Here is a 21570-nt window from a genome sequence, read left to right on the forward strand (position 1 = left end):
TTTTTTGGCGATATGGTATAGGTTGATGCTGATTTCCCGCTTATAGGACAGGCATGTTCGACGTCATACCCCGCCCTCGCCTCTGCGACCGGATCGTCCGTGAAACAGCTGGCGTGATCTTCCTGCGCGCACCGGCCGGAGCAGGCAAATCCACACTTCTTCGCATGCTGGCCGAGGTTCTGGAAAAACCGGTGTGCTCTTCACTGCAGCCGCGCCTTGATGACGTGCATGGCCGATATCTGCTGTGGGACGCGCCGTCTTCGGCGAGGTCCACCCGGATTACCGGGCAGGTGCTCGACGCGGCCGATATCGTTGTCGTGGCATGCCGCCCGGACCAGCGCATCGCCGGACTGGCGCGGCAAATCCTGCATCGCGGTTCGGTAACGATCGATGCTGAGGATCTAACCTTGCGAGCAGACGAACTTTCGGGACTTCCCCGCGAGGTCGCACAACATCTGCTGCAGGGTTATGCCGGCTGGCCGGCCTTCCTACCGCTCGCCACTGCGCCTGATGACCGCATCTGCATCGATTATCTTAGCGAAACCATGCTTAGCCATCTGTCTCCGGGACAGACCACAACCTTGGCCATCTGGCTTGAGGCTCCGTTACCCGACCCGCAATGGGGAAACGTCCTGCCCCCCTTCCTTGCTAAGGCGCCCGAGCAGCACCCTCAACTTCTGCGAATGCTGAACATAGCAGTGCTCGAGCGTCTGGCCATCTTCGAGGCCGAAGGTGCGGTCATCGAGATTGCGGCCGCCCGTGAACAGGCCGGACGCCCCCTTGAGGCCATGGCGCTGTTGCTGGATCACGGCCACGAAGTGCATGCCGCCCAGATCCTTGAGCGGGCGCAGGGGCGCGACCTGATCTATCGCAGCAGCCTGAACGTCTTCCAGACCATCGTCATGCGCTTCTCCCATGAGATGATCGCCACCAACGAGACCGTTCTGCTGGCCGTCACCCGCACCCTGCTCAAGCAAGGCGAATTGCAGCGCGTCCGCCATCTGCTCGCCCGCCACCTCGGGTCGGACTATCTCGACCCACTGAAGGCGCTGGCGCGCGGCTCGCGCTTCTCTTTCGCAGCGCGCACCTTCCGGCTCAACATGATGATCGGCGAGGACCTGACGCCCAGTGATGTAATGATCACCCGGCTCGGCGAATTCATGGCCGAATATCCCCTAGGCGACTACGTCAAATGGGCCGCCTATTACAATGCTCTGCTCGAATTCGAGATCCGCCGCCGGAATTTCCGCGAGGCCGAGGCCGCCGCCGCCCGCGCCTTGATCTATCTGCGCCACATGGGCGGCCAGCCGCTCCTGGAATTCTTCATCCACCTGCACCAGACCGTGCTGCGCCTGATGAGCGGCGACACGCTTTTGGCGCGCCGCGCCGCCCGGGATGCGCGCAGCAAGCTTGAGCAGGTTCCCCATGATGCGAAACCGGAATTCCGCATGTTGCGCCTTGCCGAAGCCTGCATTGCCTATGAGGCCGGCCGCCCGCGCGATCTTGTGGAGTTTGTCCAGACCGAATTTGATGATTTTTCCGCCGCTGAAATCTGGCCGAGCCTGATGCAGTTCGCCCTGCATTACGCCTCGCAGGTTCTCAGCGATCATTTTCCCATGACCATTCGTCCCGGCTTTCTCGACGGTTTATGGATCCATCTGTCCGAACGGCTGAATGTTTATGCGATGATGGAAATCCGCACTGCCATCGCCTATCAGAATGTCAACCGTTGGGCAGAAGCGCAGTCCACCCTGACGGCAATCCGCATGCCGGTCGGTCGAAACTGGGTAGAAAGCGCCACCGACGAGCTGGCCCGCCTCACGCGCCGCGACGAGATATCCTATGCCATGGCCTGGATCCGCGATGCGGTCCATCTCTGGGCGCCACGCTCCTACCTGCCGCGCCAGATCAATGCGCTCATTGGCAACCCTTCTGTGACGAACCGGGAAAGGGTGGCCCTGCTGTTGTGGCAGAGCTATACCGCACAGCAACGCAGCGACAGCACCGCAGCCCGTTCAAGCCTGCTCTCGGCACTCGAGATGTCGACCCGTCTCGGCTGCAACGGGGTCCTGTCGGAGGAGCGGATCTTCCTGTCACCGCTGCTTAACGATCAGCGTATCCGAAGCTTTATCGAAACCTCGTCGGATGTGCGGATCGCGCTGTCGATCTTCGCCGCATCGGTCAATTCGCCACAGGCCCGCGCACTGAATGGCGGCCTGTCGCAGCGGGAAAGCCAGATGCTACAGTTGATCGCAAGCGGCATGCCGAACAAACGCATTGCCAGCACCCTCAACATTTCCGAGGTGACAGTGAAATTTCACCTGACCAACCTGTTTCGCAAACTCGGGTGCAACCGCCGGGCCGAAGCCATCCGCGCAGCAACTGCCCTCGGTTGGCTCTGAACGATCAAGGTGGACAGGTGTGACGCATGCAGGATGCGTGATTTACCATAATACCGACTCTATTCAGCAACGCCCTGCAGCGGCGGCATGGACGAAAACCGTGAGCGCGACCTCGCCAAACCAGGGCAGTTGCCAATGTCGTCGCCACTGATCCTACCATCTCGAATGCCATCAACTGGTACACTGCAGAATCCCTCAGCGCGATCATGCCTTGGAGGCGTTTAAAAGCAACGACACCGCCCCTATTGCCCTCAGATCTTGTGGCTCACCGGCTTGCGCCGCATGCTCATCCGGTTCGTCGAAGCGGAACACGCGCTGGCCCCAGCCTGCCGTGCGACATGAGGGATCAACTGGACATGCGGTGCCAGGATCGGCCGATCGAACTGGCTCTGGCACGCGCTTTACATTGACCGAATAAACCTTCATGAACTTCGCGGCATCGCAAGGCTCAACGTGCTCGCTGAAGGCTGGCGCACATATGCCGTGCGACGGTTGGAAAGCGGCAAGGCCGAGGACTGGCGCAAGAGACTGGATGGCACACCCAGGTGGTGTTCGGCCATGTGGGCAATTCCGCCGCTCTTTTCCCCATGCAGGCAGCGGGCCTGGAAGTGGCGGCGATCCCGACCGTGATCTTCTCCAACACTCCCGATTATCCGACGCTGCGCGGCCGCCCCCTTCCGCCTGACTTTTTTTGCGATCTCTTGCAGGGCGCACGGGAGCGCCGCCTGCCAGAACGGGCCGATTTCATCCTGACGGGCGATATCGGCTCTCTCGATGTGGCACTCATGGTGGCCGATTTCGTGGCCGAGGCGAAAGTCGCCAATCCCCGCCTGATTTATCTCTGCGATCCGGTGATGGGCGATGCAGGGCCTGGCTTCTATGTCCCGCAAACCATTGCGGACGTGATGCGCGATCGCCTGCTACCCATGGCCGACATCGCAACACCGAACCCGTTCGAGCTGGCCTGGCTGACCGGGCAGAAAATCGCGACCCTGAAAGACTTCGATGCAGCGAAAAGCAGCCTCCGCCTGGCGCCGCACGCCCATCTGATCACCACCGGTTGCGCACTGAAAGACAGCCCAGCCGGTCATATTGAGAGCGTCATTATCGGCCCTGCAGCATCAAGTCGCCATCCGGTGAAGCATCGGCCAATTGCCCTGCCCGGAACGGGCGATCTCTTCGCCGGGCTGATCGTTGCAGGGCTGGCGCGCGAATTGCCTCTGCCGCAAGCGGTAGAAATCGCCCAGCGCCTCACTTCCCGCGCTCTTGCCCATGCCGACGCACTCGGCGCCGGCGAGGTTGTTCTCAGCGACTGCGAATTCCGCCGCGCCCTGCTGACGCTCGATCGTTCATGAGGGATGCCGACTGACCAGACCTACAAAGCTCGAAGTTCTGCGTCGCGTGTCCGGCCAGATCATTGGGCACCCGCGTGGATGCCTCACGCAGCGCTGCGCGTCTTCCACTCTGCCCGCAGTACCTGTTTCAACGGCTTGCCTCCGGCATTGCGGGGAATTGTGTCCACAAAGATGACGTGGGTCGGGCGCTTGTAGGCGGCAAGACGGTCGCGGCAATGGGTTTTGATGGCCTCGGCATCGAATGAAGCGTCCGGGCGGCGCACGATGAAGGCAGCCCCCACCTCGCCCCATTTGTCATCGGCAACGCCGATCACGGCGACTTCGCCAACGCCGGCATAACTGCCGATGGCAGCTTCCACTTCGGCCGGATAGACGTTTTCACCGCCGGAAATATACATGTCCTTCAGCCGGTCGGCGATGACGTGAAAGCCATCCTCGTCGCAGCGCACCATGTCGCCGGTGCGGAACCAGCCGTCCACGAAGGCTGATGCCGTCTGGTCGGGCTTTTGCCAGTAACCGGGGGAGACGGAGGGGCCGCGGATCCACAATTCACCGACCGCGCCCGCCTCGCAATCCTTGCCCGCTTCATCGCAGATCTTCACCTCGATGAGCGGTGCCGGAAAACCAACGCTGCCGTGGCGGCGGGCAATTTCCGTCTCGTTGAGCGGCATGTGCATGACGGTGCCCGCCTCGCTCATGCCATAGCCGTTGACCAGCGCCACGCCGTCCTTCAGGTAGGCATCCACCAGCGGCGGCGGCAGCGGCGCGCCGCCGATGAAGATCGCCTTCAGCCGCGCCATGCGCTCCGGCGAATAGGCCGGCTGGTCGCGCAGGATGGAGGCCATCTGCGGCACGGCGAAATAATGCGTCACGCCGATCTCGTCGTCGTTGAGGCAGGAAATCGTGCGTTCAGGCAGAAAACGGTCGGAAATCACCAGCGTGCCGCCCATCATCAGCGTCGTGCGGGCAATCGCAACCAACCCGATGGTGTGGAAGAACGGCAGGTCGCAGAAGGTGACGGAACCCGGCACGACCTCGCCGACGAAGGAAAAATTGACTGCCGAATAAAAGAGATTGCGGCGCGTCAGGATGACGCCTTTCGGTGCGCCCGTAGTGCCGGAGGTGTAAAGCAGGATCGCCGGCTTGTCGGCATCGCCGCGCAGGCGCTTCATCGGCGCCGTCTGCGCCAGAACCGCGTCAAGGCTGTCGGCGCTGCCTGCGTAAGGAATGATCTCAAGGCCGGCTTGCGCGCCCTTCAGCGCTTCGGCCGCAGCCTGAAACTCCTGTTCATAGACCACAAGCTCCGGCGTGCAATCCTCGACGATGCCGGTCAGTTCCGCCACGCCCAGCCGCCAGTTGAGCGGCACGAAAACCGCCCGGATGCGCTGGCAGGCAAAGGCCAGGACCAGAAGATCGACGCTGTTGCGCCCAAGCCCCGCCACGCGAAATCCCTCGCCGCGCGCCTCAAACTTTTCATGGAGAAAAGCGGCGCAGCGGGCGATGCGGTCATCAAGTGCGGCATAGGTCAACGTCGTGCCCTCAGGCAGAAGACGCGTCGCCACCTTGTCGGGCGAGACCTTGGCGCGGTAGCCGACCGGATCCTCGGCCACCAGCGTAAAGGAATTGCCCGCTGCAAAACCGGCCATATCCACTTCGGTCACATGCATGAATTGCCTCCTCCGGCAGATCGCCTCCACGATCAATTAGTATGTATTGCATACGATTTCGTTTATCATTTGGCAAGATGGCGTTTCACAAACAAACCTGTGAAAAGGTCGTCGCGCAAGCGGACAGAACGGGCAGTGGCCGGCCAGTTGTCAACGCGGGCTTGCCATGGCGGCATGCGGCATGCGCAGATAAAGAATGACAGCAGACAAGAAGGACGATGCGATGGCCGAGGAACTGGAGCGCAGCTGGCTGCAGCAGCTCGTGGGCTATCATCTGCGCATGGCGCATCTGGCGCTCTACCGCGATTTTGCCGCAGCCGTTGCCGATTACGACCTGACGCAGAAGCAGCTGGCGGCGCTCGAGCTGATTGCCACCAATCCCGGCGCCTCGCAGGTGGATATCGCCAATGCGCTGTCCATGGACCGCGCCACCATGATGAGCATGGTCAAACGCCTGCTCTCGCGCGGGCTGATCGAACGGCGCTCATCCAAGATAGATCGGCGGCGCCATGAGATCCGGCTGTCCCCGCAAGGCGTGGCAACGCTCGAGCGCGTCCATGGCATCATCGACCACCACGAGGACAGCTTTCTCTCCGTACTGTCCGCCGAAGAACGCGGCCAGCTGATCACGCTGCTGCGCAAGCTCTACGAGCGCCGCAGCGGATAACGTCAGTCCAGAACCTCAGATGGCCGTTGCCAGCCGCTCCTCGATATAGATCTGCAGCAGCTTTTGCGACACCGGGCCCGGCGCGCCGGAACCGATGGTCACGCCATCGATCGAGATAACCGGCATAACGAAGGCGGATGCCGAGGTGATGAACACTTCGGCGGCCGCCTTTGCCTCCTCGATCGAAAACGACCGTTCCTCGACGGTAAGGCCCGCGCGGGCGGCCAGATCGAGGATTGAGCCGCGCGTAATGCCGTGGAGAAGCGCATTGGAAAGCGCCCGCGTGACGAGCACGCCGTCTGTCGTCACGATATGGGCATTGGCCGAACTTGCCTCGGTCACCAGCCCGTCCTCCACAAGAAACACGTCGTCGGCACCCGCCTTCTTTGCTTCCATCTTGGCAAGCGAGGAATAGAGCAGTTGCACCGTCTTGATATGACGGTTCGCCCAGCGACCGTCGGGACGGCTGACGACGGAAATGCCGGTCTTCCAGCGCGGATTGTCGAGGACTGATTTCGCCTGGGTAAACATCACGAAGGTCGGCTGCAGATCGGCGGAAAACAGAAAATCACGGTCTTCGGCACCGCGCGTCACCTGCAGATAGATGAGCCCGTCCGTCATGCCGTTGCGGGTAAGGATTTCCCGGTGCAGCGACAGAAGATCCGCCTCTTCCACCGGCATGGAAATGCCGAGAGCCCCGAGCGAACGCTTGAGCCGCGCCGCATGGCCGGCATAGTCGATGAGCTTGCCGCCGATGACCGCGGTCACCTCATAGATGGCATCGGCAAACAGAAAACCGCGGTCGAACACGGAGACCTGCGCTTTGCTTTCCTCCAGCCATTCTCCGTTGAGATAGACGATGCGGGCCATGTGTCGGGTCTCCATGCGACAGAATTATGCGCAGCTTTATGGTCTGCCAAGGGCTGCGCGTCAAACCGCGTTTTCGGTGGGATTTGAGGCTGAACAATGGCCTTTTCCGTCTTGACGCACCGGCCCGGCTGCGCCCAAAAGATCGCACGCTTTTTGGTTCTGCTTCATTTTTTGATTTTCGGAGTTTCTGGCCATGCTGCCGCCCATCGCACTCGTCACGCGCCTGAACGGCGAAGAAGAACAGGCATGGCTCGATGTGCTGCGCCGGGCCATGCCGGACGAGCGCATCCTGCCGTTTGCCGAGCTTGAACCGCAAGAGCGCAGGCTTGCCGAAATTGCCATCGTCGCCAATCCCGATCCCGCCGATGTCGCAGCCTTGCCGGGCCTCTCCTTCATCCACAGCCTCTGGGCCGGCGTCGAGCGTCTGGTGATGGAGCTTGGCGTGACGGCCCCGCCCATCGTGCGTCTCGTCGATCCGGAACTGTCGCGGGTGATGGCGGAAGCGGTGCTGGCCTGGACCTATTACCTGCAGCGCGACATGCCGGCCTATCGAATGGCCCAGGCGGACAAGACATGGGCACCGCGCGAATACCGCCATCCCGGCGATGTCGCCATCGGCCTTCTCGGCCTTGGCGCACTCGGCACGCAGAGTGCAGAGCGCCTGACGCAAGCCGGTTTTCGCGTCGAGGGCTGGAGCCGTTCGCCAAAGACGCTGGACAATGTCGTGACCCATCATGGCGAAGAGGGACTGAAGACGCTTCTCTCATCCAGCGATATTCTCGTCTGCCTCCTGCCGCTGACGGCAGAAACGCGCGGCCTCCTCAATGCCGAGCGGCTGGCGATGGTGCCGGAAGGGGCGGCCCTCATCAATTTTGCCCGTGGCGCCGTGGTGGTGGCCGACGACCTCATCGCAGCGCTTGATCGCGGCCATCTCGATCATGCGGTCCTGGATGTGTTCGAAAAAGAACCCCTCGAGACGGGCTCTCAGTTCTGGGCGCATCCGAAGGTGACGGTATTGCCGCATATTTCAGCCCCGACAACGCCGGTAACGGCGGCCCGTATCGCGGCCGCCAATATCGCGTCGTGGCGGGCAAGCGGCACTTTGCCGAAGACGGTGGACCGCCAGCGCGGCTACTGAGCCTAAAGATCTCCGGTGCCACCCGAGCACCGGCTTCATCGCTGTGTTCCCCACCGGCAATGCAATGGAGAAGCCGGAAGCCGGCGGGCGTGCCTTTTCCAGTCCCGGTCAGCGCGCCTCGCCGATACCGTAGCGGGCGAGGATCTCGCGGATCTTCTCGTCCTGAACCGGATCGGGCAGCAGCGCCGGCTGGCGGCTGGCGCCGACGGAGGCATCCTGCAGGTAAAGCGCGCGCTTCACCATGGCGGGCGCAAAACCCAACGCATAGAGATCGGTGCGGAAGGCGGTGTAGATCGCCTGCTGGCGTTCGGCTTCGGCAATGTCGCCGCTGTTGAAGCCGGTCAGAATGCCGGAAAGCACATCCGGCAATGCGTTGCCGAGGCCGGAAATGCAACCGGCAGCGCCGTTCTGCAGCGACCAGAGAACGAGATGATCGGGGCCGGAATAGACCTCAAAACCCGGCATATCCGCCGCCACCTGCAGATAGGCCTCGAGCGTCTGCTGGGCGCCACCGGAATCCTTGATGCCGGCAATATTGCCGTGGCTCGCAAGCGTACGGGCTGTTTCCGGCTCGATGTGATTCTGCGTGCGTGCCGGAATATCATAGAGATAGACCGGTGTCCGAACGGCATCGGCCACCGTCGAAAAATGCCGGATCAGGCCATCCTGCGTGCAGGCGATGAAAAAGGGGGTGATGACGGCGATGCCATCAACCCCGATCCGGTCGAATTCACGCGCCAGCTTGACGGTTTCGAACGTGGCCGGTGTGCCGGCATTAACGATCACCTTCACCTTTCCGGCAACTTCGTCCACCACCTCTTCTGTCAGCTGAACCTTTTCTTCGAAGGTGAGCGCTGTAAAGTCGCCATTGGTTCCCGCGCACATGATGTTGTTGCCGGCGGCCACCTGGCGGCGCACCTGCGCGCGGGTGGCCTCGAAATTGATGGTTTCATCCTCGTTGAAGCAGGTAACGAGCGCGACATAGGCTTGAGCGGTCATGGCAGGGAAACTCCGTTATTAAAGAGGGCGGCCATCAGGCCCGCCGGGCGCGGTGGGCCGCCTGGATATCCGGATCGGGATCGAGACTGGCGGCGAGAAGGGCGCGTGTATAGGGCTCGCGTGGCGCATCGAAGATCTGTCGCACGCCGCCGATTTCGACGATCTCGCCCTTTTGCATGACCATCACCTGATCGGCAAAATCGCGCACGACCGGCAGGTCATGGGCAATGAAGATAAAGGAAATACCGGTGTCCTGTCGCAGGCGATCCAGCAGTTCGATGACCTGCGCCTGCACGGAAACGTCGAGTGCCGAGACGGCTTCGTCGCAGATGATCAGCCGCGGCTCCAGCGCCAGCGCCCGGGCAATCGCGATGCGTTGCCGTTGGCCGCCGGAAAACTGGTGCGGATAGCGGCGCATATGATCCGGCGAAAGGCCGACCTGCAGAAGAAGCTCCGCCACCCGCTCACGCCATTTTGCCTTCGGCAGAATATCGGGATGGATGATCCAGGCTTCGCAGACAAGCTGGAACACCGTCATGCGCGGGTTAAGCGACTGGGTGGGGTCCTGAAATACCATCTGAAGATCGCGGCGCAGGCGGTAAAGCTCCTTCGGCGATAGCTGGAACAGGTCCCTGCCCTTCCACAGCGCCTGGCCGCTGTCCGGTTCGTCGAGACGCAGGAGAACACGCGCCAGCGTCGATTTGCCAGACCCGCTTTCGCCGACGATCGCGAGCGTCTGGCCCGCCATCAGGTCGAAGGAGACGCCCTTAAGCGCCGCGAAAGCGCCGTAGGTCTTGCGCACGTCGCGGACCGACAACAGCATCTCGCCCTTTGCCTCATCCTCGTGCATCGCACCCTTCCCGGGGGCGGCCGCGATCAGCCGTCTGGTATAGGGGTGTTTCGGGTTCTTGTAGACCTCGCGCACGGTGCCGCTTTCCACCAGCGCGCCCTTTTCCATCACCACGACACGGTCGGCAATCTCGGCAACGACCCCGAGATCATGGGTGATGATCAGCACGCCCATGCCGATTTCCCGCTGCAATTCCTTCAGAAGCGCCAGCACTTCTGCCTGCACCGTCACGTCGAGTGCCGTGGTGGGTTCGTCGGCAATCAGCAGATCCGGCCGTAGCGCCAGCGCCATGGCGATCATCACGCGCTGGCGCTGGCCGCCGGAAAACTGGTGCGGGTACTTGTCCATCGCCGCCTGCGGATCGGGAATGCCGACGCGCCCCAGCAGGCGAAGGGCTTCCGCCTCGGCCGCATCCTTTGACAGGCCATGGGCAGTCATCGCCTCGCGGATCTGCCAGCCAACCGGATAGACCGGGTTGAGATGGCTCAGCGGATCCTGAAAGATCATGGCAATCCGCTTGCCGTTCACGGCGCGCCGCTCCTGCGGCTTCATGGTGAGAAGATCCGCACCATCGAGAAAGATCTCGCCGGACGTGATGCGCCCGGGCGGCATGTCGATGAGGTTCATGATGGCAGCCGACGAGACGGATTTGCCGGAACCGCTTTCGCCGAGAATCGCCAGCGTTTCGCCGCGGTCGAGGTGGTAGGAGATGTTGCGCACGGCCTTGACCACACCGGAGGCCGTGTGGAACTCGACGGAGAGGTTGCGCACATCCAGGAGATGCTCAGCCATGGGAAGGCCCCTTCATTTCCAGCCGCCAGCGCTGCACCGGATCGAGCGCGATGCGCAGCCAGTTGGACAGCAGGTTGAGCGACAGGGTGGTGAGAATGATGGCAAGCCCCGGCCAGAAGGACAGCCACCAGGCATTGGTCAAATACTGGCGCCCCTGCGAGATCATCAGGCCCCAGGTAATGTCAGGCGGCTGGATGCCGATGCCGAGGAAGGACAGCGCGCTTTCGGCGAGCATCACATAGGCAAAATCCAGCGTGGCAAGCGTCGTCAGCGTCGGAAAGACGATCGGCAGGATATGCCGGAAAAGGATACGGTTGCCGGAGGCGCCCATGACACGGGCGGCCTGCACGAACATCCGCTCACGGATTTCCAGAACCTCCGCCCGGGTGGTGCGCAGGTAGACGGGAATACGGGTGATCGACAGCACCACCATCAGGTTAAGAATGGAGGACCCGAGCAGATACAGCACGATGACCGCAATCAGCAGCGACGGGAAGGACATGATCACATCGGCAAGCCGCATGATGATCTGGCTGACACGCGGCGAGGAAAAGCCGGCCAGCAGGCCGAGGAACGTGCCGGTGACGGCCGAGAGCACGACGGCGCCCGCTGCCACCATCAGCGTATTCTGGGTGGCGACGATGATGCGGGCAAACAGCGGCCGCCCCAGCGCATCCGCGCCCATCCACCATATCCAGCCGCGCGACCAGTCGAAGGGGGCTAGATTGCGCCCGCGCAGGTTCTGCTTGATCGCTTCCTCACCGAGCCACATGGGGCCGATGAGCGCAAGAACGATCATGACAAGCAGGAAGAGTGCCGCAATGAGGGCGAACTTGTCCGCCAGTAGCATGCGCCCCATGCGAACGGCAAAGGATGCTTCTTCGCGCAGCGCCGGATCTGTTTCGGTGGATGACAGGCTCAACGGATCGCCTCCTCAGTGCCGGATGCGCGGATCGAGCAATGCATAGCAGAGGTCGATCAGCAGGTTCATGAGAAAGATGGCAAGGGCCGTGACAAGGATTGCCGCGAGCACCACGTTGAAATCGCGCTGCAGGATGGAATCGATCATCAGCTTGCCGACGCCGGGAAAACCGAAAATTGTCTCCACGATAACCGCGCCGTTGAGCAGGCTCGCGGCCTGATCGCCGATCACGGTGATGACCGGCAGCATGGCATTGCGCAGGGCATGAATGAAGATGATCGGGCCGGAGCGCACACCCTTGGCACGCGCCGTCTTGACATAGGCCGACGACAGCGCCCCGATCATCGAGCCGCGCACGACCTGCACGATGATGCCGAAAGGCCGCACGAAAAGCACTGATATCGGCAGGATCCAGTGCAGCACCGAGCCCGTGCCGGATGTGGGCAGCCAGTGCAGATTGACCGAAAAGACAACGATGGCAACGATTGCCAGCCAGAAATCCGGCACCGAGGCGCCGATCAGCGACAGCATCGAAGCAGTACGGTCAAAAAAGCCACCGGAGCGGAAGGCCGCAAGCGAGCCGACGACAATGGCAGCGCTGGTGACGAGGCTCATGGTGATCACCGCAAGCCAGAGCGTCCAGACGAAGGCTTCCGTCACGACATCCAGCGCCGGCCGCGCCTTGCGATAGGATTCGCCGAGATCGCCCGTCACGACATCACCGACATAACGGCTGAACTGGACAAGCAGCGGATCGTTGAGGCCGTGCAGTTCGCGAAACTGCTGCTTCATCTCCGCCGACGCCTCCACCGGCAGGAAGAGCGAGGCGGGATCCCCCGTCATGCGCGACAGGAAGAACACCATCACGATCAGGCCGGCCAGCGAGATCAGGCTGGCGACGGAACGCTTACGGATGAAACTGAGCATGAACGACCTCCCATTACATCCGGCGGCGGGCATCCCCGCCGCCGTACGATGCCGGACGCCTCATCGGCATCCGGCAGTCTGCTTACTTTATGCCGATCTCGGAGAGCTGCAGCATGGAGTTGGTGGCAATCGTCGGCTTGAAGTCCAGCCGCTCGGAGACGCGGGCAAAACCGACCATGTGGAAGAGCAGGACATCTGCCACCACATCGTCATGCAGGTAGCCGATCAGCTGCGACCAGAGTTTTGCACGCTCGTCTCCGACGGCTGCCGAAGCCCGCTGGATCAGGTCGTCCACCTTCGGATCGGAGAAACCGGACTGGGTTCCCTTCGAGGCATATTTGAAGAACATCGAGAAGGAGGGATCGCCCTTGGAATTGTCGTGCATGGCAGCCACCAGCTGCGGCCCGCGCCCTTCCTTGAACGGCTTGGAATAATAGGTCTCGTGTTCGGCGACCTCGACGAATTTCAGATCGATCTTGAAGCCCGCCTCCTGCAGCTGCGCCTGGATGGCTTCCATGATTTCCGTGACGTTCGGGAAATTGGCGCTGCGGGCAATGATGGTGATCGGCGTGTCCACGGGAACGCCTGCAGCCTTCGCCTCGGCCAGCAGTTTCTTGGCGCCCGCGACATCATAGGGGAACTGCTTCACGTCGGGGTTCCAGCCAAGCGTCGTCGGCGGAACGATGGCAGTGGCCAGCACCGCCCCTTCAGGCACCAGCGTACCGAGGAAGGCCTTGCGGTCAATGGCAAGGTTCAAGGCCCTGCGCACCCGCACATCGTTCAGCGGCGCGGTGTTGTGATCGATGCGCAGATAAACCGTCTCACTGTCGAGATAGGAAAAATCCGTCTTCGGATTGGTGGCATCGAGCTGCGAAATCGAGGGCGACAGATCGGCCTCCCCGGTCTGCACCATGGCGGCACGCACCGAAGGATCGGCGCGGAACAGATAGGTTGCCTTGGTGACGGCCGGCTTTTTGCCCCAGTAGTCGTCGCGGGTTTCCAGAACGATCTGCTGGCCCGGCGTCCAGTTGGTGAGCTTGTAGGGACCGGTGCCCACGGGCTCGCGCACGAACGCCATCGGCGTCGCCTCCGGCACGATGGTCACGAGCGACATCAGAAGCGGCAGGATCGGCTGGGCCGGCTGCGTCTTGATATCGATCGTATGGTCGTCGACCACGGTGGTGCTGATCGTCATGCCACCGAAATAACGCTTGGATTCGCAGGTGATCTTGTCGCTCATCACCCGGTCGAAGCTATGCGCCACATCCTTGGCATCGAAGGCGCTGCCGTCTGAAAATTTAACGCCCTGACGCAGGTGAAAGCGCCAGTTGCCATCGGCGGTCTGCTCCCACTTTTCCGCCAGGCGCGGCATGACACCCTTTTTGCCGCGCACATCAAGCTCCGTCAGCGTCTCGCTGACATTTTCCATGATGATGCGGCCGATATTGGATCGGGTGGCCATGCAGGGCTCGAGCAGATCGGCCTCTTCGGGCAGCACGATCTTGATGGGACCGGATGCCGCCATCACAGGCGACAGGGCCGTCATCAGCGCGACGCCCGCAATCAGGGCGCCAGAAATCAAGGATTTTGTCACGTCATACTCCTCCCAGGTTGCGACGTATCATCACGCCTGCCACGAGCGGTGGGGCTCGATGGGCAGGTCTTTCTCATGCGGATGGCTGGTCCGGCACATCCCTTCGGTCGGCACCATGCGGCACCGGGCGAGGCATAGACCCCGACAACCAGGTGCCCCAATCATTCGCCCCAACCATCGAACTTTCGCATAAGTTTGTCAATTTGTTTCCAGGACCCAATCAGAAAGACTTTTTTTGAGAGCGTTTAAAGTATCGTTTTTCAATATCTTACGTCCTTTAAAATCTCTGAAAAAGCAGGACAACGACCGCAATAAAACTTGACAACTTTGAGAATTTGTCAATTCTGACCGCACAGAGGAGAGGCTAATGACACCTGAGGAAATCGCCTCCGGCATGACCGGGGCCATACGCACCGTGGCAATGGGCCGTCGGCAAACGCTCCTGCCATCCCCCATGGTGCAGAACCATGCAAGCTTCCTGCACGAGACGACCGGTGGCGACCTGATCTGCGCCTGGTTCGGCGGTTCGCTGGAGGGAAAGGCAGACATCTCCATCTTCGCCAGCGTGCTTGGCGCGGGAGACGATACCTGGGGTCCGCCACAGCAACTGAGTTTCGACCCTCACCATTCCGAGCAGAACCCGGTGCTGTTTTCACCGCCCGATGGCCGTCTTTTGCTGTTTCACACCTCGCAGCCCTCCGGAAACCAGGATGAATGCCGCATCCGGATGGCCGAGATCCGTCGCGCGCCCGAAAACCCAACGCGGTTGATGGCAGACGGTGGCCGCTTTCTCGACCTGCCGCGCGGCTGCTTCATCCGCGCCCCTCTTGTCCTGCGGAGCGATGGCGCATGGCTGCTGCCGATCTTCCGCTGCATGCAGCGCCCCGGCCAGAAATGGAACGGCAGCCACGACGTCGCAGCCGTCGGCATATCCACAGATGGCGGAGAAAGCTGGACACTCAATGACCTGCCGCAATCGACGGGTTGCGTACACATGAGCCCGGTTGCCGTTGGCGAAGGCCGGCATGCGGCTTTCTTCCGGCGCCGGCAGGCAGATTTCGTCTACAGGACCGAGAGCAACGATGACGGGCGCACCTGGTCTGTCCCTCAGCCAAGCGACGTGCCCAACAACAATTCCTCCATTGCCGCAATCATGCTGCGCGACGGGCGGATTGCGATGATCTGCAATCCCGTCAATGCCGCGCAGTCCAGCGACAGGCGTGCCTCTCTCTATGACGAACTCGGCGTCGAGGACGACCGGCCGGATGCGGATCCGACCGGCGGCTGTGTGCCTGTCTGGGGCGTGGTGCGCGCGCCTGTCACGGTCTGCCTTTCACAGGATGGGGGCCGGACATTTCCGACCCGCATCCTGATCGAGGATGGTCCAGGCCACTGCCTTTCCAACGATTCAACCGACGGCCGCAACCAGGAAATGTCCTATCCATGGCTTTTGGAAGACGCCGACGGCGGTCTCCACATCAGCTATACCTACCATCGAAGAGCGATCAAACATGTCCATCTTGCCCCCGGCTGGGCAGGCACTGCGGACGGGAGACAAGCATGAGCAGGATCATCGGCATCACCATGGGCGACCCGTGCGGCGTCGGACCGGAAATCACCGTTCGGGCCCTGTCCGACATGACGGATGCGGATCGGGCAGCAACCCGCATCTATGGCAACCTGAAGACGCTGGAGGCCGCCCGCGCAGCGCTTGGCCTGTCGATCGATCTTAAGCCCTTCGTCGTTGATCTGGAGATTGTGGGGGCGCCGCTTGCCTGGGGAAGCCTGTCGCCGGTTGCCGGTGACGCCTGTTTCCGCTTCATCGAGAACGCCGTTCGTGATGCGGAAGCGGGCACGATCGGCTGCATCGTCACGGCCCCGATCAACAAGGAGGCGCTGAACCTTGCCGGCCATCACTACGACGGCCATACCGGCATGCTGCGCAGCCTGACCGGCTCATCGGCGGCCTATATGCTGCTCGCCTCCGAGCGGCTGAAGGTCATCCATGTCTCCACCCATGTCTCCCTGCAGGAGGCCATCCGCCGGGCCACCACGGAGCGGGTGCTGGCGACTATCCGCGCCGGATATCGCCACCTGAAGCGCATTGGCTACGAGAACCCGCGCATCGCGGTTGCCGGCATCAACCCGCACTGCGGCGAAAACGGTTTGTTCGGCACCGAAGACGATGACCAGATCGCGCCGGCCGTCGTTGCGGCCCGCGCCGAAGGCATTGATGTGCAGGGGCCGATTTCAGCCGATACGGTGTTCCACCGCGCCTATTCCGGCGCATTCGACCTGGTGGTTGCCCAGTATCATGACCAGGGCCACATCCCGATCAAGCTGGTGGCCTTCGATACGGCGGTGAACGTCTCCGTCGAACTGCCGATTGACCGCACCTCGGTCGATCACGGCACAGCCTTCGACATTGCCGGCAAGGGCATTGCCAACCACGGCAACATGATGTCGGCCATTGCCTATGCCCGCCGGCTTGTCGCCGGCCCTGCAGCGGGAGTGTAGGATCATGGCGTTTTTCCCGATCACCCTTCACCAGCCGCGCCGCCTTGCCGTTGGCGCCGGAACGGTTGCAAGCGTCGGCAGTTTTGCCGGCGATATCGGCTCCACGCTCATCATCGCAACGCCCATCACCGCAGCCTTTGTCGACAAGCTGCAGATCGGCGGCCGCATCCGCGTCTTTGATGGCATTCCGGGCGAGCCCGACATTAAAACTCTTGATGCGGCACTTGCCGCTGCCCGCGAGGCACGGCCGGATCTCGTCGTCGGCCTTGGCGGCGGCTCCGTGCTGGATGTGGCAAAGCTTGTCGCAGCGCTCTGGGATACCGACCAGACACTGGCCGACGTGGCCGGGCCGAACCGCGTTGCCGGTCGCACCACGCAACTGGTGCAGGTGGCAACGACGGCCGGCACCGGCTCGGAAGCCGGCATTCGCGCGCTGATCACCGATCCTGTCAAGGGCAGCAAGATCGCCGTCGAAAGCCCGCATCTGATCGCCGACCTCGCCGTCCTCGATCCGGAGCTGACCTTTTCGGTTCCCCCGGCCGTGACGGCAGCAACCGGCGTCGATGCGATGGCCCATTGCGTGGAGGCCTTCACCAACCGGCGCGCCCATCCGATGATTGACGGCTTTGCCCGGATGGGGGTCCAGCTGGTCGGGCAATACCTGGCGCGTGCGGTGCGCGACGGCCATGATACGCAAGCCCGCGAAGGCATGATGCTCGCCTCCTATTATGGCGGCATCTGCCTTGGTCCAGTCAACACGGCGGCGGGGCATGCCATTGCCTATCCGCTCGGCACGCTTCTGCATCTGCCGCATGGACTGGCCAATGCCATTGTCTTCCCGCATGTGCTGGCCTTCAACCAGCCGGCCGTGGCGCAAAAGACGGCGGAAGTGGCCAGAGCGCTCGGCCTTGGCGAAAACCTGAGCCAGCATGCCCTTCGTGATGCCGCCCATGGTTATTGCGCCGGCCTGGGGATCGAGATGTCGCTTGCCGCCCATGGCGCGAGACAGGAAGATCTGGAACGCTTTGCAGCCGATGCCCATGCCATTCGCCGACTGATGGACAACAACCCGGTGGACATGTCGGTGGAAGATGTGGCGGCCATCTATAAGGCAGCCTTCTGACGTTCTGCTGTCACGGCCGAAAAGCCCGGCGAGATCAGTCTCGCCGGGGAGACTGGAACAGGCGCTCGCGCGAGCCGGTCAGGTGGTCGTGCATCAGTTGGCGGGCGGCGTCCGGATTGCGCGCGATGATCGCCTCGGCAATCGCCTCATGCTCGCTGAACACACGCGAAAGACCGGAAGCCTCCCGCTTCACAGACGCTCCATGAAATTTCATGCCGACGGCGATATGGTCCTTCAGGGCTTCCATGGCTGTCGAAAAATAGGTGTTCTGCGCCGCGCGCGCGATGGCCAGATGGAACTGGTAGTCGGCATCCTCCCGGTGCGACTGGCGGTTCGTTGCGTCCCGCAACAGTTCCAGCGCCTGACGGATGGTCGCCAGATCGCCGGCATCGTGGCGAAGGGCGGCAGCGGCAGCTGCTGCCGGCTCCAGCGTCAGCCGGAATTCGTAGCAATTGAGCAGGTCGGCAACATTTTCCAGCTGGCCAAATCCCAGCGGCTCCTTGAGGCCGAGCACCCGCACAAAGCTGCCCGCCCCCCGTCGCGAATAGATCAGCCCCTGGTCGCGCAGGCGCCGCAGGGCCTCGCGAATGACCGGCCGCGACACTTCGAACTCTGTTGCCAGGTCATGTTCCGTCGGCAGGCGCTCGTCCGGCCCGTAGGCGCCGGACTTGATCGCCCGATGCATCCGCTCGAAAACGATGTCCGGCAATGCCTTGCGCGCCACGCCGTCTGTCAGCCCCATCTCAGCCCGTCTTCCCGAGAATTGTCGTTGCGATATCCCTTAGCGTATCGGGTTGCCCGAAACCGCCGGATTTTGCAATGATGCAGTGGCGGTCTGTGCGCGCAAGGCCAAGGCCCGGCAGGCATTCCCCAACAAGGCGGAACCTTGTAATCCCCATTCGATGCAGCACGGCCTCAGCCGTTGCGCCGCCACACAGAAGCAGCGTCTCAACGTCTTGCGTCAACAGCGGGACTATGCCCTCGGCAAGGTTCTGCGACACCTCCTCGGCCTCAAAGATCTCGGGGCCACCGATTGCCTGAACCAGCGTCACGCGCTTCGTAAGCGTGCCAGGGGTGGGCAGGCGCCCGTTTTCTGCCGGTCGGTGGTCAATGTCCACCTGGCCTGCCAGCCGATCGACCTGGCAAAGCGTGATCGGATCGCGCGACCCGACAACAAACAGCGCCGCCCCTGCGGGGATCTCCGCGCGCACCGGTTGCGCACCCTGGGTCATGGACTGCGCAAGGGCTTCGGCAAGGCCGCGCGCTCCGACCAGCAGATCGGCACCCGCCCGATCGGCGCTGGCGAGCGCCTCGGCCATATCCGCCCCGGACACCGTATCGGGAATGGAGCACTTGCCCACGTGGCGGCCGAGCGCTGTAGCAATATCGATGGGGACATCAACACCAAAGCCTTGCACCGCGCCCTTGGCCACGGTGCGACCGAAGTCCGGAATGGCCGGCGCGACAAGTGCCCGGTTGAAGGGGATTGCATCGAGGATGGCCGCAACGTTCCCCTTCATGCGGGAATCGATCTTCAGGAAGATCTTCGCGCCCTCAGGCAGCAGGCGGATCGCGGCCTGCGCAAGCGCATGGGCCTGCTGCGCCGTTTTCTCACGGCAGCCAAGGTCGATCGACAGGACATCCGGCCGGGTTGCAAGCGCCGATTGGATCCCTTCGATGGAGAGCACCACCTCGACATGCAGCCCGCGCCCCGCAAAAGGCGCGGCCGAGTCCAGCGCACCCGTAAAGTCATCGGCCATGACGAACAGCAAGATCGGTCCTCGCAATTGTTGTCATGTTTTTCTATCGGTAAAAGCTATATTTTTCAATACAATATTTTACAGATAGAGCAATTTCGAAAACATGTCGCGCTCGAAGACCAGCGCTATCCCGGCATCGGCCAGTCGTTCGGCGGCATATCGCACATTGCCAATACTTGCGGCGTCAGCCACACCCGGCTTGACGCGGGCGGGCAACATAACGGCGAGGCTATTGATCGTGCGGCAGTCAAGAGATCAAAGATCGGTGACTTCAATCGGTCTGGGCGCGGTTATGATTCTGCCACCGAGCGCAGCCGGCTTTCGATCAGCAGGCCGCTGTCATCGAGAATGGGGTGGGCGACGGAGACGATATGGGCGTTGATCCGCTTGAGGTCCCGCAGGATGTCGAGATGCAGCGAACTGGTCTGCAGGCTGTCTGTCCGTCCGTCCCGCAGCCGCTCGATATGGCGTTCGGAGGAGGCCTTTTCCATGCGGCGGACCTCAACCTTCACCTCCATCATCTGGCGGGCAAGACGGAAGTCACGCGTGACGAAAATGGTCTGGGCAATGCGCAAGTTGTCGAGCGTCAGTTCAAACAGCGTGCGCAGTTCGCGATGACCGTCCTCGGAGAATTTGAGCCCGAGCGTCGCCTTCTTGGTGACTTGGGCTAACAGACCCTTTTCGATGATATCGCCGATATGCTCGAGGTTGATCGCATAATCGATGATATCGATGGAACGACGGCTGTCTTGCGGGCTGAGGCCCATGCGGCCCAGTCTGGACAGATAGACTTTCACCTCCTGCTGCAGCCTGTCGACGCGCGCTTCCAGCGGGGGAATATCCATGAGCTTTGCAAGATTGTCCCGCTCGAAGGAATCGGACACACGCATCAGCATACGCTCGATCAGGTCACCGATGCCTAAAACCTCCCGCGTGGCACTGGCCAGGGCAACGGTCGGCGCAGACAGTTCCTGCAGATCGAGATAATTGGGACCGCTGTGTTCCTGTGCATCATCCGGAACGAGGTGGCACATCAGACGCGACAGAAGCTTCGAAAACGGCCAGGCGACCACAGCAAGCACGATATTGAAGGCAAGATGTGCATCGACCGGCAGCTTCTCAGTGCCAGACGCCAGACCTGTCAGCAGGTCTGCGCCAACACCCGCTAGCGGAAGGACCGCCAGGCATCCGACAGTCCGCACGATGAGATTTCCAAGCGTGACCCGTTTTGCCGCAGCAGAACCGCGCATCGAGGCGATGACGGGCGGGATTGCACCGCCGAGATTGGCACCGAGAACAAGCGCGACAATCAGTCCGGGCTGCAGGATGCCGGTCGATGCCAGGGAAAGGATCAGCACGATGGCGGCAAGGCTGGAAGACGACACGAAGGCGATGGCAGCGGAAAAGAACATGGCCACCGGCCAGGCATTGTCCAGAAGGCGGATGAAGGCGGCCAGTGCCGGGGAGGCCCGCATCGGTTCCGTGGCAATGCTGAGCAGGTGCAGCGACAGAAGCATCAGGCCAATACCGATCAGCGCCGTTCCGCCGCCTTTTCGCGCGGTCGCGCTGCTGCGGTAGAGCATCAGGCCGATGAGAAGGATGAGCGGCGAAAGCCACTCGACGCCTGCAGCCACAATCCAGGCTGTCACGGCCGTTCCTACATTGGCCCCGAGAAGAACGAGTTGCGCCATGCGGGGCTGGACAAGCTCGCGCTCGACAAACGAGGCCACCATGAGCGCCGTCGCGGTCGAACTCTGCAGCGCCACCGTGGCCACAAAGCCGGACGAAAACGAGCGCAGGCTGCTGCGCGTGCCGCTGGCAAGGCCGCTGCGCAACCGCGCGCCAAAAGCCTGCGTCACGCCACTTTTCACCTGTGCAAGGCCAAACAGCAGCAAGGCCACCGCGCCGAACAGATTGATCATGACGATTGTCGATGCCATCGGCCTTGTTTCCATCCCCGTTTTGTCCCGCACATTGCCATTCCTGA

18 protein-coding genes and 1 pseudogene are annotated in these 21570 nt (G+C 62.1%); 8 read left to right on the forward strand and 11 right to left on the reverse strand.

Going from position 1 to position 21570, the window contains the following annotated elements; all coding sequences use genetic code 11:
• Window positions 1-53: 53 nt before the first annotated feature.
• From AC4CWF_RS20860 to AC4CWF_RS20870, 3 genes and pseudogenes are all read left to right on the forward strand, one after another.
• Window positions 54-2402, forward strand: coding sequence for a helix-turn-helix transcriptional regulator (locus AC4CWF_RS20860; protein WP_491287273.1), 2349 nt, complete (start codon window positions 54-56; stop codon window positions 2400-2402).
• A 387-nt stretch (window positions 2403-2789) separates the two neighbouring features.
• Window positions 2790-2942, forward strand: a pseudogene (locus AC4CWF_RS20865) (3-alpha domain-containing protein); the annotation flags it as partial.
• 47 nt (window positions 2943-2989) lie between these two features.
• Window positions 2990-3757 (forward strand): PfkB family carbohydrate kinase, encoded by a 768-nt coding sequence (locus tag AC4CWF_RS20870; protein WP_491287732.1) that lies wholly within the window; start codon window positions 2990-2992, stop codon window positions 3755-3757.
• Between the two features lie 83 nt (window positions 3758-3840).
• On the opposite strand, the gene AC4CWF_RS20875 is transcribed toward AC4CWF_RS20870, so the two are convergent.
• A complete protein-coding gene (locus AC4CWF_RS20875; RefSeq protein WP_491287274.1) occupies window positions 3841-5424 on the reverse strand; it encodes an AMP-binding protein in 1584 nt (527 codons plus the stop codon).
• 196 nt (window positions 5425-5620) lie between these two features.
• On the opposite strand from AC4CWF_RS20875, the gene AC4CWF_RS20880 reads away from it, so the two are divergent.
• A complete protein-coding gene (locus AC4CWF_RS20880) occupies window positions 5621-6091 on the forward strand; it encodes a MarR family winged helix-turn-helix transcriptional regulator (protein WP_491287276.1) in 471 nt (156 codons plus the stop codon).
• 15 nt (window positions 6092-6106) lie between these two features.
• Here AC4CWF_RS20880 and AC4CWF_RS20885 read toward each other — a convergent pair whose 3' ends face one another.
• Entirely contained in the window at window positions 6107-6961 is an 855-nt protein-coding gene (locus AC4CWF_RS20885) for a D-amino-acid transaminase (RefSeq protein WP_491287278.1), read from the reverse strand.
• Between the two features lie 193 nt (window positions 6962-7154).
• Here AC4CWF_RS20885 and AC4CWF_RS20890 point away from each other — a divergent pair, with 193 nt between their 5' ends.
• Window positions 7155-8099 (forward strand): 2-hydroxyacid dehydrogenase, encoded by a 945-nt coding sequence (locus tag AC4CWF_RS20890; RefSeq protein WP_491287280.1) that lies wholly within the window; start codon window positions 7155-7157, stop codon window positions 8097-8099.
• Between the two features lie 108 nt (window positions 8100-8207).
• Here AC4CWF_RS20890 and AC4CWF_RS20895 read toward each other — a convergent pair whose 3' ends face one another.
• The 5 genes from AC4CWF_RS20895 to AC4CWF_RS20915 all read right to left on the reverse strand — a co-directional run bounded on the left by AC4CWF_RS20895 (window position 8208) and on the right by AC4CWF_RS20915 (window position 14135).
• Entirely contained in the window at window positions 8208-9098 is an 891-nt protein-coding gene (locus AC4CWF_RS20895) for a dihydrodipicolinate synthase family protein (protein WP_491287281.1), read from the reverse strand.
• 34 nt (window positions 9099-9132) lie between these two features.
• A complete protein-coding gene (locus AC4CWF_RS20900) occupies window positions 9133-10740 on the reverse strand; it encodes an ABC transporter ATP-binding protein (RefSeq protein ID WP_491287283.1) in 1608 nt (535 codons plus the stop codon).
• Complete coding sequence (locus AC4CWF_RS20905; protein ID WP_491287734.1) at window positions 10733-11599, reverse strand: ABC transporter permease; 867 nt, start codon at window positions 11597-11599, stop codon at window positions 10733-10735. Before AC4CWF_RS20905 ends, AC4CWF_RS20900 begins: the two co-directional genes overlap by 8 nt.
• Before the next feature lie 75 nt (window positions 11600-11674).
• Window positions 11675-12589, reverse strand: coding sequence for an ABC transporter permease (locus AC4CWF_RS20910; protein ID WP_491287285.1), 915 nt, complete (start codon window positions 12587-12589; stop codon window positions 11675-11677).
• An 82-nt stretch (window positions 12590-12671) separates the two neighbouring features.
• Complete coding sequence (locus tag AC4CWF_RS20915; protein ID WP_491287736.1) at window positions 12672-14135, reverse strand: ABC transporter substrate-binding protein; 1464 nt, start codon at window positions 14133-14135, stop codon at window positions 12672-12674.
• A gap of 415 nt (window positions 14136-14550) precedes the next feature.
• Here AC4CWF_RS20915 and AC4CWF_RS20920 point away from each other — a divergent pair, with 415 nt between their 5' ends.
• The 3 genes from AC4CWF_RS20920 to AC4CWF_RS20930 are packed head-to-tail and all read left to right on the forward strand — an operon-like array spanning window position 14551 to window position 17823.
• A complete protein-coding gene (locus AC4CWF_RS20920) occupies window positions 14551-15747 on the forward strand; it encodes a sialidase family protein (protein WP_491287287.1) in 1197 nt (398 codons plus the stop codon).
• Window positions 15744-16700 carry a 4-hydroxythreonine-4-phosphate dehydrogenase PdxA gene (gene pdxA, locus AC4CWF_RS20925; protein ID WP_491287289.1) on the forward strand — a complete coding sequence of 319 codons (957 nt, stop codon included), beginning with the start codon at window positions 15744-15746 and terminating at the stop codon, window positions 16698-16700. Before AC4CWF_RS20920 ends, pdxA begins: the two co-directional genes overlap by 4 nt.
• A gap of 4 nt (window positions 16701-16704) precedes the next feature.
• Window positions 16705-17823: an iron-containing alcohol dehydrogenase gene (locus AC4CWF_RS20930; RefSeq protein WP_491287291.1), complete on the forward strand. Its 1119-nt coding sequence runs from the start codon at window positions 16705-16707 to the stop codon at window positions 17821-17823.
• Between the two features lie 34 nt (window positions 17824-17857).
• On the opposite strand, the gene AC4CWF_RS20935 is transcribed toward AC4CWF_RS20930, so the two are convergent.
• The 4 genes from AC4CWF_RS20935 to AC4CWF_RS20950 all read right to left on the reverse strand — a co-directional run bounded on the left by AC4CWF_RS20935 (window position 17858) and on the right by AC4CWF_RS20950 (window position 21523).
• Window positions 17858-18565 carry a FadR/GntR family transcriptional regulator gene (locus AC4CWF_RS20935; RefSeq protein WP_491287292.1) on the reverse strand — a complete coding sequence of 236 codons (708 nt, stop codon included), beginning with the start codon at window positions 18563-18565 and terminating at the stop codon, window positions 17858-17860.
• Between the two features lies 1 nt (window position 18566).
• The gene (locus AC4CWF_RS20940; RefSeq protein ID WP_491287294.1) at window positions 18567-19595 is read right to left on the reverse strand and encodes a four-carbon acid sugar kinase family protein; all 1029 of its coding nucleotides are present in this window, start codon (window positions 19593-19595) and stop codon (window positions 18567-18569) included.
• Window positions 19596-19661: 66 nt separating this feature from the next.
• Complete coding sequence (locus AC4CWF_RS20945; RefSeq protein ID WP_491287295.1) at window positions 19662-19802, reverse strand: hypothetical protein; 141 nt, start codon at window positions 19800-19802, stop codon at window positions 19662-19664.
• Between the two features lie 71 nt (window positions 19803-19873).
• Window positions 19874-21523, reverse strand: coding sequence for a Na/Pi cotransporter family protein (locus AC4CWF_RS20950; RefSeq protein ID WP_491287296.1), 1650 nt, complete (start codon window positions 21521-21523; stop codon window positions 19874-19876).
• Window positions 21524-21570 lie beyond the last annotated feature (47 nt).

It is taken from the genome of Neorhizobium sp. PAMB6630 (assembly GCF_058242775.1).